Below are 12,887 nucleotides of genomic sequence, written 5' to 3'. Positions count from 1 at the left end.
CAGGACGGGGCGCCGCGGGACCCGCTGCGGAAGGACACACGGCCGGCCACGCCGTACGAGGCCATCCGCGCGGTCCCGGTACGGCACTACGGGCGCTGGGTCAGCGCCGTCGTGGTGGTCGTGCTGCTGGGGTGGCTGGTCTACGCGTTCTCGCAGGGTGATGTCATCTGGGGCACGGTCGGGGACAAGGTCTTCGACCAGCAGGTGCTCAAGGGTCTGTGGCACACCGTCCTGATCAGTGTGTGCTCGATGGCGCTCGGCCTGGTGCTGGGCGTGCTCTTCGCGGTCATGCGGCTGTCGAAGAACCCGGTGACGGGGGCGGTGTCCTGGCTGTACATCTGGTTCTTCCGGGGCACCCCGGTGTACGTGCAGCTCCTGATGTGGTTCAACCTGTCGCTGATCTTCCCGGTGATCAACCTCGGGCCGATCTACAAGAACGACACCGTCGCCGTCATGACCCCCTTCGTGGCAGCCCTGCTGGGACTCGGCCTCAACGAGGGCGCGTACATGGCGGAGATCGTGCGGGCCGGCATCCAGTCGGTGGACGAGGGCCAGACCGAGGCGGCGCACGCGCTCGGCATGACCGGCGGCAGGACCATGCGGCGGATCGTGCTGCCGCAGGCGATGCGCGTGATCATCCCGCCGACCGGCAACGAGTTCATCAACATGCTGAAGACCTCCTCGCTGGTGTCGGTGGTGCAGTACACCGAAGTGCTGCGCGCCACTTCCGACATCGGGTCCGACTCCGGCGCCGTGATGGAGATGCTGTTCGTGGCCTCCGTCTGGTACCTGGTGCTGACCAGCGTGTTCAGCGTCGGCCAGTTCTATCTGGAACGGCGTTACGCGCGTGGCTCGCTGCGGAGTCTGCCGCTCACGCCGTGGCAGAAGGTCATGTCCAACCTGTCCACCCTGCGCCGACCGAAGGTGGCCTGATGAGCGTCCAGCCGATGGTGAAGTCGGAGGCCGTCCACAAGTCGTTCGGCGCCGCGCACATTCTCAAGGGCATCGACCTGGAGGTCGCGCCCCGCGAGGTGTTCTGTCTGATCGGTCCCTCCGGTTCCGGCAAGTCCACCTTCCTGCGGTGCATCAACCACCTGGAGCAGATCAACGCCGGGCGGCTGTGGGTCGACGGCGAGCTGGTCGGCTACCGGCAGCAGGGCGACCGGCTGCACGAGTTGCGGGACCGCGAGGTCGCGGCCAAGCGCCGGGACATCGGGATGGTCTTCCAGCGGTTCAATCTCTTCCCGCACATGACGGCGATCGAGAACGTCATGGAGGGTCCGGTCCAGGTCAAGCGCGAGCCCAAGGCGGTGGCGCGGGAGCGCGCCGTACGGCTGCTCGACCGGGTCGGCCTCGCCGACAAGGCGGCGAACTACCCGTCGCAGCTCTCCGGCGGGCAGCAGCAGCGGGTGGCCATCGCGCGGGCGCTGGCCATGGAGCCGAAGCTGATGCTGTTCGACGAGCCGACGTCGGCGCTCGACCCGGAGCTGGTCGGCGACGTCCTCGACGTGATGCGGGGGCTGGCCGAGGACGGCATGACGATGATCGTGGTCACGCACGAGATGGGGTTCGCCCGTGAGGTGGGCGACGCTCTGGTCTTCATGGACGACGGTGTCGTCGTCGAGTCGGGTCATCCCCGGGAGGTGCTGGGCAATCCGCAGCACGAGCGCACGAGGGCCTTTCTATCAAAGGTACTGTGACGCGACGCGGGATCACAAGGGGGTACGGGCCTCGGGCCCGTACCCCCTCCGTCGTACGCCCGGCGTCAACTCCCGCGCGATCAGGGCGACTTGGCGCCGACCTCCGTGCGGCCCGGCCACCCGGCGCCCGGCCACCCGGCGCCGGGCTACTTGAGGCCGAGCACGAGGGCGTCGCTGGGCGAACTCCACACGCCCCGGGCCTCGGAGAAGCCCGCCTCGCGCAGTGTGCGCGCGTGCCATTCGAGCGGCGGGGTGTCGCCGTCGGCGTGCTCGCCGTAGATCTCGAACCGCCTGGCGGTGGGCTCGGCGAGCACCGGGTCGGCGGCGGCGAGCTGCCACCACTGGCTCCAGTCCAGGGCGCCCTCGGCCTTGGCCCGGTCCATCCGGGCGTGCCGCTGCGCGCGGTCGGCCGCGTTGATGGCGGGGGTCGCCGGGTCCGGCATGTGGTCGGCGTTGAGGAAGACCCCGCCCTCGCGCACGAGTCCGGCGAGCTGCCCGTACAGCGCCTGGAGCGCGTCGCTGTGCAGCCAGTGCAGCGCGGTCGCGGTGAGCACGGCGTCGTACGAGTCGTGCGGCAGCTTCTCGGTCCAGCGCGGGTCCTTGAGGTCGGCGGTGACGAGGGTGACCCTGTCGTCCCCGGCGAAGGAACCGGCCGCGATGGCGAGCAGCGCGGGGTCCAGGTCGACGCCGGTGCTGCCGGCCGCCGGGAACCTCCGGAGCAGCCGGTCCGTGATACTTCCGGTACCGCACGCGAGGTCCAGCACCCTGGGCGCGGTGCCGACCAGTGCCTCGACCATGTCCAGCATCACCCGAAAGCGTTCCTCGCGGTCGGGCATGTACCACTCCTGCTGGCGGTCCCAGCTCCGCTGCCAGTCCTGCCAGACACTCTCCGTCGCCACAGCCACACCAGCCTCCGTTTCGTAATACCCTGATAGCCCGTTCAGCCATTACCGAGCCTAGACCGCCCCCAGTAAGGACCACAAGTGGAACTGGCTTATTACTCGGAATACGCCGTGCGCCTCGTGAACACCGAGGAGCCCAAGCGCGGCACGGACGCGCTGACCTCGGTCGAGGCCGTACGGGAGTTGATCGGCGCCGGTTCGCAGGCCGCCGCGCGGGCGGTCGACGCCGATGTGACCCGGCTGCGGGCGGTCCGCGTCCGGCTGCGCGGAATCTTCGAGGCCGCCGACGAGGGCGACGAGGTCCGGGCGGTGGACCTGCTCAACGCGCTGATGCTGGAGTTCCCGGTCAGCCCGCAGATCTCCGGGCACGACTATCCGGACGACGCCACGGGACGCCCCGACTGGCACATGCACCTCGCCGACCACGCGGCGAACGCCGGCGCGTCGTACTCGGCCACCGCCTGCATGGGCCTGGCCGTCCAGCTCACCACGCTCGGCGTCGACCGGCTCGGCATCTGCGAGGCCGCGCCGTGCCGCAACGCGTACGTGGACACGTCGACCAACCGCTCCCGGCGCTACTGCTCCGACCGGTGCGCCACCCGCGCCAACGTCGCGGCCTACCGGGCCCGCAAGCGCCTGGAGAACGACCGGTCGGGCCGCAGCAGCCGCACGCAGGACGCCGCCCAGGAGGCCGCCCCCGCCACCGACCGCTGAACCTCGCCCGGTGGCCGGAACCGGCCCCGCGCACGCGCCATGACCAGCTCGTCGGGCACCGCGCCGAACTCCCGGCTGTCGTTCTCGACGAACGTGTTGTCGCCCAGCACCCACCAGCCGCCCCCGCGCCGCTCCACGGCACGCTTGACGATCAGCAGGTCCTGCTGCAACGGGTGCCGCAGCACCACCACGTCGCCCTCACGCACCTGCTCGGCGCCACTGGCGATCCGCTGGATCAGCAGCCAGTCCCCGTGCAGCAGCGTGGGTGCCATCGACGGACCAGTGACCTCGACCAACTGCCACGACAGCCTGGCCCCCTGCTCCCGCATCCTGCGCCTCCTGGTTCGTTCCTCCACCGACTCCAGAGTGGCACCAGACTTTTGTCCTAAGCCACCTGGGGCACCCGAGAAAACGACTCTCCCAGGGAGTAATCTCCCACGTGGAAAGACGATCACGAGGAAGGACAGCCATGTTCACTCGCCTGTTCGCGCCCAAGGTCAAGGTCAGCGCCCACTGCGACCTGCCCTGCGGCGTATACGACCCTGCCCAGGCCCGCATCGAGGCCGAGTCCGTCAAGGCGGTCCAGGAGAAGTACCAGGCCAACGAGGACGCGGACTTCCGCACCCGTGCCGTTCTGATCAAGGAGCAGCGCGCGGAGCTGGCCAAGCACCACGTCTCGGTGCTCTGGAGCGACTACTTCAAGCCCCCGCACTTCGAGAAGTACCCGGAGCTGCACCAGCTCGTCAACGACACCCTCAAGGCGCTCAGCGCGGCGAAGGCGTCGAACGACCCGGCGACCGGGCAGAAGGCCCTGGACTACATCGCCCAGATCGACAAGATCTTCTGGGAGACCAAGCAGGCCTGACCCCCGGTTCACCCCGGAGCGTCAACCGCCCGCGCCCGGCCGTCACCCATACGGCCGAGCGCGGGCGTTTTTTCTAGTCCCCGGCATCACCAAAGAATGTGGCGTGCGCCACAGTGATGGGCTGTCACATCTCCCCGTCGGGCGCACTCTTATGTAGCGCCGGAGGAAACCGGCACGATCACAGAACGTCCCCGTCCGTCAGGTCCCCCGTACCGGCGGACGGGGGCTTTTTGTCTCGGGGCGCCTGCTCACAGGACGTCGGCCAACTCCTGGAGCAGCCGCCGCTTGGGGCGCGCGCCGACCAGCACCTTGACCGGCTCGCCCGCGCGGAAAAGCATCAGCGTGGGCATCGACATCACGCCGTACGCGGCCTGGGTCGCCGGGTTGGTGTCGATGTCGAGCTGGACGATCCGCAGCCGGTGCGACTCCTCGGCGGCGATCTCGGCCAGCACCGGGGCGATCATCCGGCACGGCGGGCACCAGTCGGCGGTGAAGTCGACCAGGACGGGCAGCTCGGAGCCGAGCACCTCGGCGGCGAAGGTCGCGTCGGTGACGGCAGGGACGGATGTGGCGGTACTGGTCATGGTGAATCCCTTTCACTGACGGACAGTTCGCACATCGGCTCGGCGGCGTTCCCCAGCCCGGCCGCCAGCTCCGCGCGGGCGAGCTGGGCGGCGACCTGGGCCCGTACCTCCTGGAGCCGGTCGACGACCGCGTCCAGCTCGGCGAGCTTGCGCCGGTAGACCTCAAGCGAGGCGGCGCAGGTGTCCCCCGCCGGGTGCCCGGCGCGCAGGCAGTCCACGAACGGCCGGGTCTCCTCCAGGCCGAAGCCGAAGTCCTGGAGCACCCGGATCTGCTCCAGCAGCCGCAGATGCTCCTCGTCGTACGACCGGTACCCGTTGCCCGACCGGTCGGCCGGCGGCAGCAGGCCCAGGGACTCGTAGTAGCGGAGGGTCCGGGTGGTGGTGCCGGCCCGTTCCGCGAGTTCGCCGATGCGCATACGGACGACGTTAGACCTTGACGTACGCGTCAAGGCCAGGACGATTTCCGGCCGCGCTGGCAAAAAGTTCCAAGATTTACGTCCAGGTGGTTGCTTACTGCCAGTCGGGCTCGACAGGCTGCGCGGAGCAGTTTCTTGACGTACCCACGACAGTTTTGCCATGCCCGCACCCCCGAACGCCCCCGGACGACAGCCCCACCACGCAGACCCACGCACACGCGAGGAGCACGGATGCACCGCCCGCTCAGACAACCGCGCAGCCGCAGAACCCTCACCGTGGCCGCCGCGCTCTCCCTGCTGGCCGGCCTCTCGGTGACCGCCGTCACCACGACCTCCGCCACGGCGGACGACCCACAGACCGCCCGGCAGGCGGAATTCACCGCGGCGGCCCACGAGTTCGGCGTACCGCTGCCCGTACTGGAAGCCGTGTCGTTCTACGAGACCCGGTGGGAGGCACATGCAGGGCAGTCCAACGCCGAGGCCGGATACGGCCCGATGAACCTGACGAACCTCACCACCAAGGAACTCGACGCCGACGGCCTGACCACCCAGTCGCCGCGCTACGCCGACCTGTTGAAGGCCCCGGCCGAGCACACCGCGGCCGTCGCGGCCGGACTCCTCGGCACCGACACCGCCGCCGTGCAGAGCGACGAGGCGCTGAACATCCGCGGCGGCGCCGCGCTGCTCGCCTCGTACGCCAAGGGCTACGGCCACGGCAGGCTGCCGCGTGACATCGACGGCTGGTACGCCGCCGCCGCCCGCTACAGCCAGTCGACCGAGAACAAGGTCGCGCAGACCTTCGCCGACGGCGTGTGGGACACCATGCGCGCCGGCGCGACCCGCACCACGCAGGACGGCCAGCACATCACCCTCGCGCCGACCGGGCACCTGCGCCCGAACCGCGACGACGTGCGCAAGCTGGGCCTGAAGGAGGTCACTCCGCCCAAGAGCTCCCGCAAGCCGGAGTGCCCCACGTCGCTGAACTGCGACTTCATACCCGGCGCGTACACCCTGCTCGACCCGTCGGACCTGGGGGACTACGGCAGCCACGACCTCGCCGACCGCCCCAACGGCAACCTCGACGTCCGCTACATCACGCTGCACAGCACCGACGAGACGTACGACGGCACGCTCGACCTCTTCCGCGACCCGACCTACGCGGCGGGCGCGCACTACGTCGTCCGCTCGCAGGACGGCCACGTCACGCAGATGATCCCCACCAAGGACATCGCGTGGGACAGCGCGAACCGCTCCTTCTACCAGCACTCGATCGGCATCGAGCAGGAGGGCTGGGCGACGCACGGCGCGAGCTGGTACAGCGAGAACCTGTACCGCTCCACCGCCCAGCTCGTGCGCTACCTCGCGGCGAAGTACGACATCCCGCTGGACCGCGCGCACATCCTCGGCCACGACAACATCCCCGGCGGCACCGAGGGCGGCGTCGCCACCCAGCACTGGGACCCCGGACCCGGCTGGGACTGGGAGCACTTCTTCGACCTGCTCGGCGCGCCGATCCATGCGACCGCCAAGCCGGGCAGCGCCGTCGTCGCCATCAAGCCGGGCTACGCGCGCAACAAGCAGACCACCACGTACTGCGACGACGTGCAGGGCTACAAGCAGTTCCCCGGCCCGTACCGCGCCTTCGACTGCCCGGTGACGTCCACCGACGTCCCGTCGAGCTTCGTACCGCTCCACACCGCGCCCAGCACGAGCGCGCCGCTGGTCGCCGACCCGTATCTGCACCCGGACGGCAGCGCGGGCACCACCGCGATGAACGACTGGGGCGACAAGGCACCGGCCGGTGAGCAGTACGTCGTCGCCCAGCGCAGGCCCGGCTGGACCGCGATCTGGTGGGGCGGCACCGAGGCCTGGCTCCAGGACTCCGCGCAGCACCCGGCCACCGTCCCGGTGAAGGCGTCCCGCATCGTCCCCAAGGCCGGGAAGACCTCCATCCCCGTCTACACCACGGCCTACCCCGAAGCCTCCGTCTACCCGCCGGACTTCGTGGCCTTCGAGGGCGGCGTCGCCCCCCGCGCCCAGCTCGCCCGCGCCAAATACACCATCCCGGCCGGTCAGTCCTACGTCTCCGCCGGCCCCGCCGAGTACACCGACTCCTACTTCGCCATCTACTACGACGGCTCCGCCCCGTACGACCAGCACGATTTCGTCGGCACGACCAAGGTGTACGAGATCGTCTACAACCACCGCGTCGCCTTCGTGAACGCGGCCGACGTCGACGTCATCCCAGCCTCTTAGCCTCCGGCCCGGTGCCACAGGGCTTGCAGCCCGCCGTGTCTGAGCGCGCAGTTCCCCGTCCGGGCAAGCCGGGCTTTTCAGGGGCGCGGAGAACTGCGCCACCAGCCCCCACCGGCCGGTGGTCCGGAGACCACCGAACTGCCCCGCCGGGGCGGGTGGTGACCTGCGGGAGCGCCGCGGCTGAGCGCGCAGTTCCCCTCCCGGCCGAAGGCTGGGGGAGGAACTGCGCGGACAACCCACCACCGGCGGGTGGTCCGGACACCGCCGGACTGGCCCGGCGGGGCGGGTGGCACCCCCGGCGTCAGCCGGTGCGGTCGCCCTCCAGGGCGGCGTGTGTGACGCGCAGGGCGTGGCTGGATGTGTCGAAGGTGCGCTGGGCGACGCAGACGAAGAAGCAGTCGACGACGACCAGTTGGCTGATGCGGCTGGCCATGGCGCCGGGGCGGAACGTCGTCTCCCGGCCCGCCGAGACGAGAATGAAATCGGCGAGCCGGGCGGCGGTGGACAGCGGGTGGTTGGTGATCACCACGGTCGTCGCGCCCTCAGCGGCGGCGCGCCGCAGCGGCGCGAGGACGTCACGGCTCTCGCCGGAGTGCGAGACGGCGAGGAAGACGTCCCCCGCCCCCAGGAGCACGGCGCTGGTGAGCGCCGACTGGGAGTCGCCGTGGGCGTGACAGGGCCGCCCGATACGCGCGAGCTTCTGCTGGAGGTCCTGGGCGACGAGGCCGGACGCCCCGACCCCGGCTATGTGCAGTTGCCCTCCGCCGCAGACGGCCTTGACTGCGCCCGCGAGTTGCTCGGGATCGAGCTGCGTGGCGGTCTCCAGCACCGCCTGCGACTCGGTGTGCACGAGCTTGGCGATCACCTCGGCGGGCGAGTCGTCCTCGGTGATCCCGGAGGTCAGCGTGGAGCGCGGCGCCTGCCGGGCGGCGGACGCGGCCAGTGCCAGCCGCAGCTCGGGGTATCCGGCGAAGCCCAGCGCCCGCGCGGTGCGGACGATCGACGACTCACTGGTGCCCGCCAGGGCGCTCAGCTCGGAGATCGTGCTGCGCGCGACCTGCGCCGGATCCTCCACGATCAGCGAGGCGATCCTGGCGGCGGCCGGGGTGAGCGAGGGCAGCAGCCCCCGCACCGTGGCGGTGAGCGCGTCACCGGCGTCACTGGCCGCAGTGACGCTGGCTGCTCTGGTGGCCGGTCGTCCCGGGACTTTTTCGTGCACGGGGAAAGAATGCACCGTGAATCCTCCGCGTGGGACCTGCCGGGAGGATTCTCTTGTGCCGTCAGGGGATCGTCGCGGCACCCGGCCGCCCCGGCGAATGTCACACGTCCGGGTGACAATGTCGACGTGACCCTTCCGCCGCCCGCCGCCCCGGAATCCGCCGGCTCCGGTGCCGCCGACCCGCTGGACGCCCGACTGCCGTCGCCGCTCGTCGAGGTGGCGGACGAGCGCCTGGCCGCCCGCGGGGTGCGGCTCGCGCTCAAGCGGGACGACCTGATCCACCCCGACCTGCCGGGCAACAAATACCGCAAGCTGCGGCTGAATCTGGCCGCGGCGGCCGAGGCCGGGCACACCACGCTGCTCACCTTCGGCGGCGCCTACTCCAACCACCTGCGGGCGACGGCGGCGGCCGGTCGCCTGCTCGGTTTCCGCACCGTCGGCGTCGTGCGCGGCGACGAACTGGCCGACCGGCCGCTCAACCCCTCCCTGGCACGTGCCGCGGCCGACGGGATGCGGCTGGAATTCGTCGACCGGGCCACGTACCGCCGCAAGGCCGAGCCCGAGACGCTGGCCGCCCTCACCGACCGGTTCGGGCCCGCCTATGTGCTGCCCGAGGGCGGCAGCAACGCGCTGGCGGCCGTCGGCGCCGCCGAGCTGGGGCGCGAGCTGGACGGCGAAGCCGACGTGGTGGCGGTCGCCGTCGGCACCGGCGGCACCCTGGCCGGGCTCGCGGCCGGGCTCGGCCGGGCGGAGGCGATCGGCTTCCCCGTCCTGCGCGGCGGCGGCTTCCTCGCCGCCGAGGTGCTGCGGCTCCAGGAGGAGGCGTTCGGCGGGCGACGCGGCCGGTGGCGCCTCGACGACCGCTTCCACCACGGCGGATACGCCCGTACCACCCCCGAACTCGACGCCTTCACCGCCGACTTCGCCGTCCGGCACCGTCTGCGCCCCGAGCCGGTCTACGTGGCGAAGATGCTGCACGGCGTCCACACCCTGGCCGAGGAGGGCGTCTTCCCGCCGGGCACCCGGGTGGCCGCGGTGATCACGGGCACCGGCCCCGGAGGGACCGGATGATCATCGAGAGGGCGTACGCGCACATCCCCGCCGCCGAGGGCGACGACGAGTTCCGCAGGGACCGCTGGCCGTGGTCGGTCCCTGCCGTCGCCGGGCTGCTGCGCGACGGGCTGCGCTTCACCGCGCCCGTCACCTTCCTGGTCGGTGAGAACGGCTCGGGCAAGTCCACGCTGGTCGAGGCCATCGCCGAGGGCTTCGGCCTCGACCCGCACGGCGGCCGGGCGGGCTACCGCTACGTCTCGGACCGCCCCCGCTCCCCGCTCGGCGAGCGCATCCGCTTCGACACCACGGCGGCGGGCGGCCGGATGCTCGGCGGCCCGCGTATCGGCCGCCGCGGCTTCTTCCTGCGCGCCGAGACCGCGATGGACGCGCTCGGCCGCGAATTCCTGCCGGTGGAGTCCATGAGCCACGGCGAGGGCTTCCTGCTCGCCTTCCGGGAGCGCTTCAGCCACCCGGTGGGCCTGTACGTGCTGGACGAGCCGGAGTCCGCGCTGTCGTTCACGGCCTGTCTGCACCTGGTGGGCCTCATGCACGAGTTGGGCCGCTCCGGCGCGCAGATCATCTGCGCCACCCACTCCCCGCTGCTCACCGCGACACCCGAGGCGGCCATCCTGGAGGTGGGCGAGCGCGGTGTGCGCGAGACGGCCTGGGAGGACCTGGCGATCGTCGACCACTGGCGTCGCTATCTGGCCGACCCCCGCGCTTACCTGCGTCACATCATCGAGCCGTAACCTGGTGGCATGATCCGCACCGCGACCCCGGACGACGTCCCCGTGATCCACGCGCTGATCCGCGAACTCGCCGAGTACGAGCGGGCGCTGGAGGAGGCGCGGGCCACGGAGGAGCAGTTGCACGCGGCCCTGTTCGGTCCCGACGCGGTGGCGCACGCGCTGATCGCCGAGGAGCCCGTGGAGCCCGTGGCGGACGGTGCGGGCGAGGACTCAAGCGAGGGCGCGGGCTCGGACTCGGGCGCGGGCACCGTGGTCGGTTTCGCACTGTGGTTCCGGAACTTCTCCACCTGGACCGGCACCCCCGGCCTCTACCTGGAGGATCTGTATGTACGCCCGCAGGCGCGCGGCGGCGGGCACGGCAAGGCGCTGCTGGCCGCGCTCGCGGCGGTCTGCGTGGAGCGCGGCTACGAGCGCTTCGAGTGGGCGGTCCTCGACTGGAACGAGAAGGCGCTGGGCGTCTACCGCTCCATCGGCGCCCGCCCGCAGGACGAGTGGACCGTACAGCGGCTTTCCGGCCCGGCGCTGGCCGAACTGGCCGCGCTGGCGCACGCTCGGTGAACCGGGCGGATTCTCATGCGAATTGAGTCGGCAGACCACTACCCACAGTCCGTGCTCGTGCGCTTACCATGGGTGACAGAGATACGGATACCGTACCGTTCCCCTACCGTGCGCCGTCCGGGCGACAGCGGGGTACGGATCGCGATAGCGTCGCTGCGAACCAGAGCAATCACTGTGTGCCACCGTGGAGGTGAGGGTGTCCCAGATCGCAGGCGAGCCCGGGTCGAAGGACTTCGTCGAGGTCCGGCTGCCCGCGGCGGGAGCCTATCTGTCAGTGCTGCGCACGGCCACGGCCGGACTCGCGGCACGGCTGGACTTCACCCTCGACGAGATCGAGGATCTGCGGATCGCCGTGGACGAGGCGTGCGCGATCCTGTTGCAGCAAGCCGTCCCCGGGTCCGTGCTGAGCTGTGTCTTCCGGCTCGTCGGGGACTCGTTGTGGGTGACCGTCTCCGCGCCCACCACCGACGGCAGGGCGCCGGAGCGGGACACCTTCGCGTGGACGGTGCTGTCGGCACTGGCCGGCGAGGTGGACTCCACCGTCGCCGAGGACAAGACCGTCAGCATCAGCCTCCACAAGAAGCGCGGCGCCGGTCCAGGGCTGTCGTGACTCTCGCGTGCGGGAAGACGGGGAATCGCCATGAGTGCTGAGCTATCCCGGGGTGAAGACCCCGGCACGCCCACGGGCCACGACGACGCGCACGACGCGCGTCGGTCGCCCGCGGTGCACGGCCGCGCCTCCGTACCGGCCCAACCGGATCCCGCGGGGCCGGCCGGGCGGCGGCACACGGCCAGGCAGCACCCCGAACCCGGCGGGGAGACCCGCACGGACGACCGTATGGACGGAATGGACGCGGCGCAGCAGGCGGAGCAGGCGGAGCAGGCGGACCCCATGGAGCAGCAGGACCAGCGCGAGCAGCCGGAGCGGCCCGGACAGCCCGAGCCGCCCGAGCGACGGGACGCGCCGCCGGAGCAGCAGGCGGAGCCGGCCGGGCCCTCCGCGCGCCAGGAGGCGGAGCCCCGGTCCGACGCGGAAGCCGACCGGGAATCCGACCGCGAGGAGCAGCGGGAGGCGCACGACCCGCACGACCGGGCGGGTGCCCGCGCCCTTTTCGTCGAGCTGAGCAAGCTCCCCGAGGGCTCCAACGAGCGCGCGGAGCTGCGCAATCAGCTCGTACGGATGCATCTGCCGCTGGTCGAGCACCTGGCCCGGCGGTTCCGCAACCGCGGTGAGCCGCTGGACGACCTGACGCAGGTGGCCACGATCGGGCTGATCAAGTCCGTCGACCGGTTCGACGTGGACCGCGGCGTGGAGTTCTCCACGTACGCGACCCCCACCGTGGTCGGCGAGATCAAACGTCACTTCAGGGACAAGGGCTGGGCGGTACGGGTGCCGCGCCGCCTCCAGGAGCTGCGGCTGGCGCTGACGACCGCGACCGGTGAGCTGTCCCAGCGGCACGGGCGGGCGCCGACGGTGCATGAACTGGCCGAGCACCTGAAGATCTCCGAGGAGGAGGTGCTGGAGGGCCTGGAGTCCGCCAACGCCTACAGCACGCTGTCCCTGGACGTCCCGGACACCGACGACGAGTCGCCGGCCGTCGCCGACACCCTCGGCTCCGAGGACGAGGCGCTGGAGGGCGTGGAGTACCGCGAATCCCTCAAGCCGCTGCTGGAACAGCTCCCGCCGCGCGAGAAGACGATTCTGCTGCTGCGCTTCTTCGGCAACATGACCCAGTCGCAGATCGCCCAGGAGGTCGGCATCTCGCAGATGCACGTCTCGCGTCTGCTGGCCCGCACCCTGGCCCAGCTCCGGGACAAGCTGCTGATCGAGGAGTAACGCTCGCCGGCCGGGCGGCCGACGACCAGGCCCG

General features: G+C 71.1%; 15 protein-coding genes. 10 read left to right on the top strand and 5 right to left on the bottom strand.

Features of this window, described 5'->3' with window-relative positions:
- Positions 1-24 precede the first annotated feature (24 nt).
- On the top strand, positions 25-933 hold the full coding sequence (locus ACFZBB_RS16110; RefSeq protein ID WP_355347404.1) for an amino acid ABC transporter permease: 909 nt from the start codon (positions 25-27) through the stop codon (positions 931-933).
- Positions 933-1,700, top strand: coding sequence for an ATP-binding cassette domain-containing protein (locus ACFZBB_RS16105; RefSeq protein WP_391122417.1), 768 nt, complete (start codon positions 933-935; stop codon positions 1,698-1,700). Before ACFZBB_RS16110 ends, ACFZBB_RS16105 begins: the two co-directional genes overlap by 1 nt.
- Positions 1,701-1,846: 146 nt before the next feature.
- On the opposite strand, the gene ACFZBB_RS16100 is transcribed toward ACFZBB_RS16105, so the two are convergent.
- Entirely contained in the window at positions 1,847-2,605 is a 759-nt protein-coding gene (locus ACFZBB_RS16100; protein ID WP_391122414.1) for a methyltransferase domain-containing protein, read from the bottom strand.
- Positions 2,606-2,683: 78 nt separating this feature from the next.
- On the opposite strand from ACFZBB_RS16100, the gene ACFZBB_RS16095 reads away from it, so the two are divergent.
- Positions 2,684-3,316 (top strand): CGNR zinc finger domain-containing protein, encoded by a 633-nt coding sequence (locus tag ACFZBB_RS16095; RefSeq protein WP_391122411.1) that lies wholly within the window; start codon positions 2,684-2,686, stop codon positions 3,314-3,316.
- On the opposite strand, the gene sodX is transcribed toward ACFZBB_RS16095, so the two are convergent.
- Positions 3,220-3,645 (bottom strand): nickel-type superoxide dismutase maturation protease, encoded by a 426-nt coding sequence (gene sodX, locus ACFZBB_RS16090; protein ID WP_391122408.1) that lies wholly within the window; start codon positions 3,643-3,645, stop codon positions 3,220-3,222. The two genes, ACFZBB_RS16095 and sodX, sit on opposite strands and share 97 nt — an antisense overlap.
- Before the next feature lie 140 nt (positions 3,646-3,785).
- Here sodX and sodN point away from each other — a divergent pair, with 140 nt between their 5' ends.
- On the top strand, positions 3,786-4,181 hold the full coding sequence (gene sodN / locus ACFZBB_RS16085) for a superoxide dismutase, Ni (protein WP_355347273.1): 396 nt from the start codon (positions 3,786-3,788) through the stop codon (positions 4,179-4,181).
- Between the two features lie 248 nt (positions 4,182-4,429).
- Here the strand turns inward: sodN and trxA are convergent, their stop codons facing one another.
- Positions 4,430-4,765, bottom strand: coding sequence for a thioredoxin (trxA, locus tag ACFZBB_RS16080; RefSeq protein WP_391122405.1), 336 nt, complete (start codon positions 4,763-4,765; stop codon positions 4,430-4,432).
- Complete coding sequence (locus ACFZBB_RS16075) at positions 4,762-5,181, bottom strand: MerR family transcriptional regulator (RefSeq protein WP_391122401.1); 420 nt, start codon at positions 5,179-5,181, stop codon at positions 4,762-4,764. Before ACFZBB_RS16075 ends, trxA begins: the two co-directional genes overlap by 4 nt.
- Positions 5,182-5,412: 231 nt before the next feature.
- On the opposite strand from ACFZBB_RS16075, the gene ACFZBB_RS16070 reads away from it, so the two are divergent.
- Positions 5,413-7,437: an N-acetylmuramoyl-L-alanine amidase gene (locus ACFZBB_RS16070; protein ID WP_391122398.1), complete on the top strand. Its 2,025-nt coding sequence runs from the start codon at positions 5,413-5,415 to the stop codon at positions 7,435-7,437.
- 301 nt (positions 7,438-7,738) lie between these two features.
- Here the strand turns inward: ACFZBB_RS16070 and ACFZBB_RS16065 are convergent, their stop codons facing one another.
- Entirely contained in the window at positions 7,739-8,656 is a 918-nt protein-coding gene (locus ACFZBB_RS16065; RefSeq protein ID WP_391122395.1) for an SIS domain-containing protein, read from the bottom strand.
- Between the two features lie 126 nt (positions 8,657-8,782).
- Between ACFZBB_RS16065 and ACFZBB_RS16060 the strand changes: the two genes are divergently transcribed.
- The 5 genes from ACFZBB_RS16060 to ACFZBB_RS16040 all read left to right on the top strand — a co-directional run bounded on the left by ACFZBB_RS16060 (position 8,783) and on the right by ACFZBB_RS16040 (position 12,853).
- A complete protein-coding gene (locus ACFZBB_RS16060) occupies positions 8,783-9,727 on the top strand; it encodes a pyridoxal-phosphate dependent enzyme (protein ID WP_391122391.1) in 945 nt (314 codons plus the stop codon).
- Complete coding sequence (locus ACFZBB_RS16055; protein ID WP_391122388.1) at positions 9,724-10,458, top strand: AAA family ATPase; 735 nt, start codon at positions 9,724-9,726, stop codon at positions 10,456-10,458. The genes ACFZBB_RS16060 and ACFZBB_RS16055 overlap by 4 nt, the downstream gene beginning before the upstream one ends.
- A 9-nt stretch (positions 10,459-10,467) precedes the next feature.
- Entirely contained in the window at positions 10,468-11,016 is a 549-nt protein-coding gene (locus tag ACFZBB_RS16050; RefSeq protein ID WP_391122385.1) for a GNAT family N-acetyltransferase, read from the top strand.
- A gap of 196 nt (positions 11,017-11,212) precedes the next feature.
- Complete coding sequence (locus ACFZBB_RS16045; protein WP_188283433.1) at positions 11,213-11,626, top strand: anti-sigma regulatory factor; 414 nt, start codon at positions 11,213-11,215, stop codon at positions 11,624-11,626.
- Positions 11,627-11,854: 228 nt separating this feature from the next.
- Complete coding sequence (locus ACFZBB_RS16040; protein ID WP_391122382.1) at positions 11,855-12,853, top strand: SigB/SigF/SigG family RNA polymerase sigma factor; 999 nt, start codon at positions 11,855-11,857, stop codon at positions 12,851-12,853.
- Positions 12,854-12,887: the final 34 nt, after the last annotated feature.

It is taken from the genome of Streptomyces sp. NPDC008139 (assembly GCF_042957025.1).
Lineage (GTDB): Bacteria > Actinomycetota > Actinomycetes > Streptomycetales > Streptomycetaceae > Actinacidiphila.
This window is presented reverse-complemented; position numbering and strand designations above follow the sequence as displayed.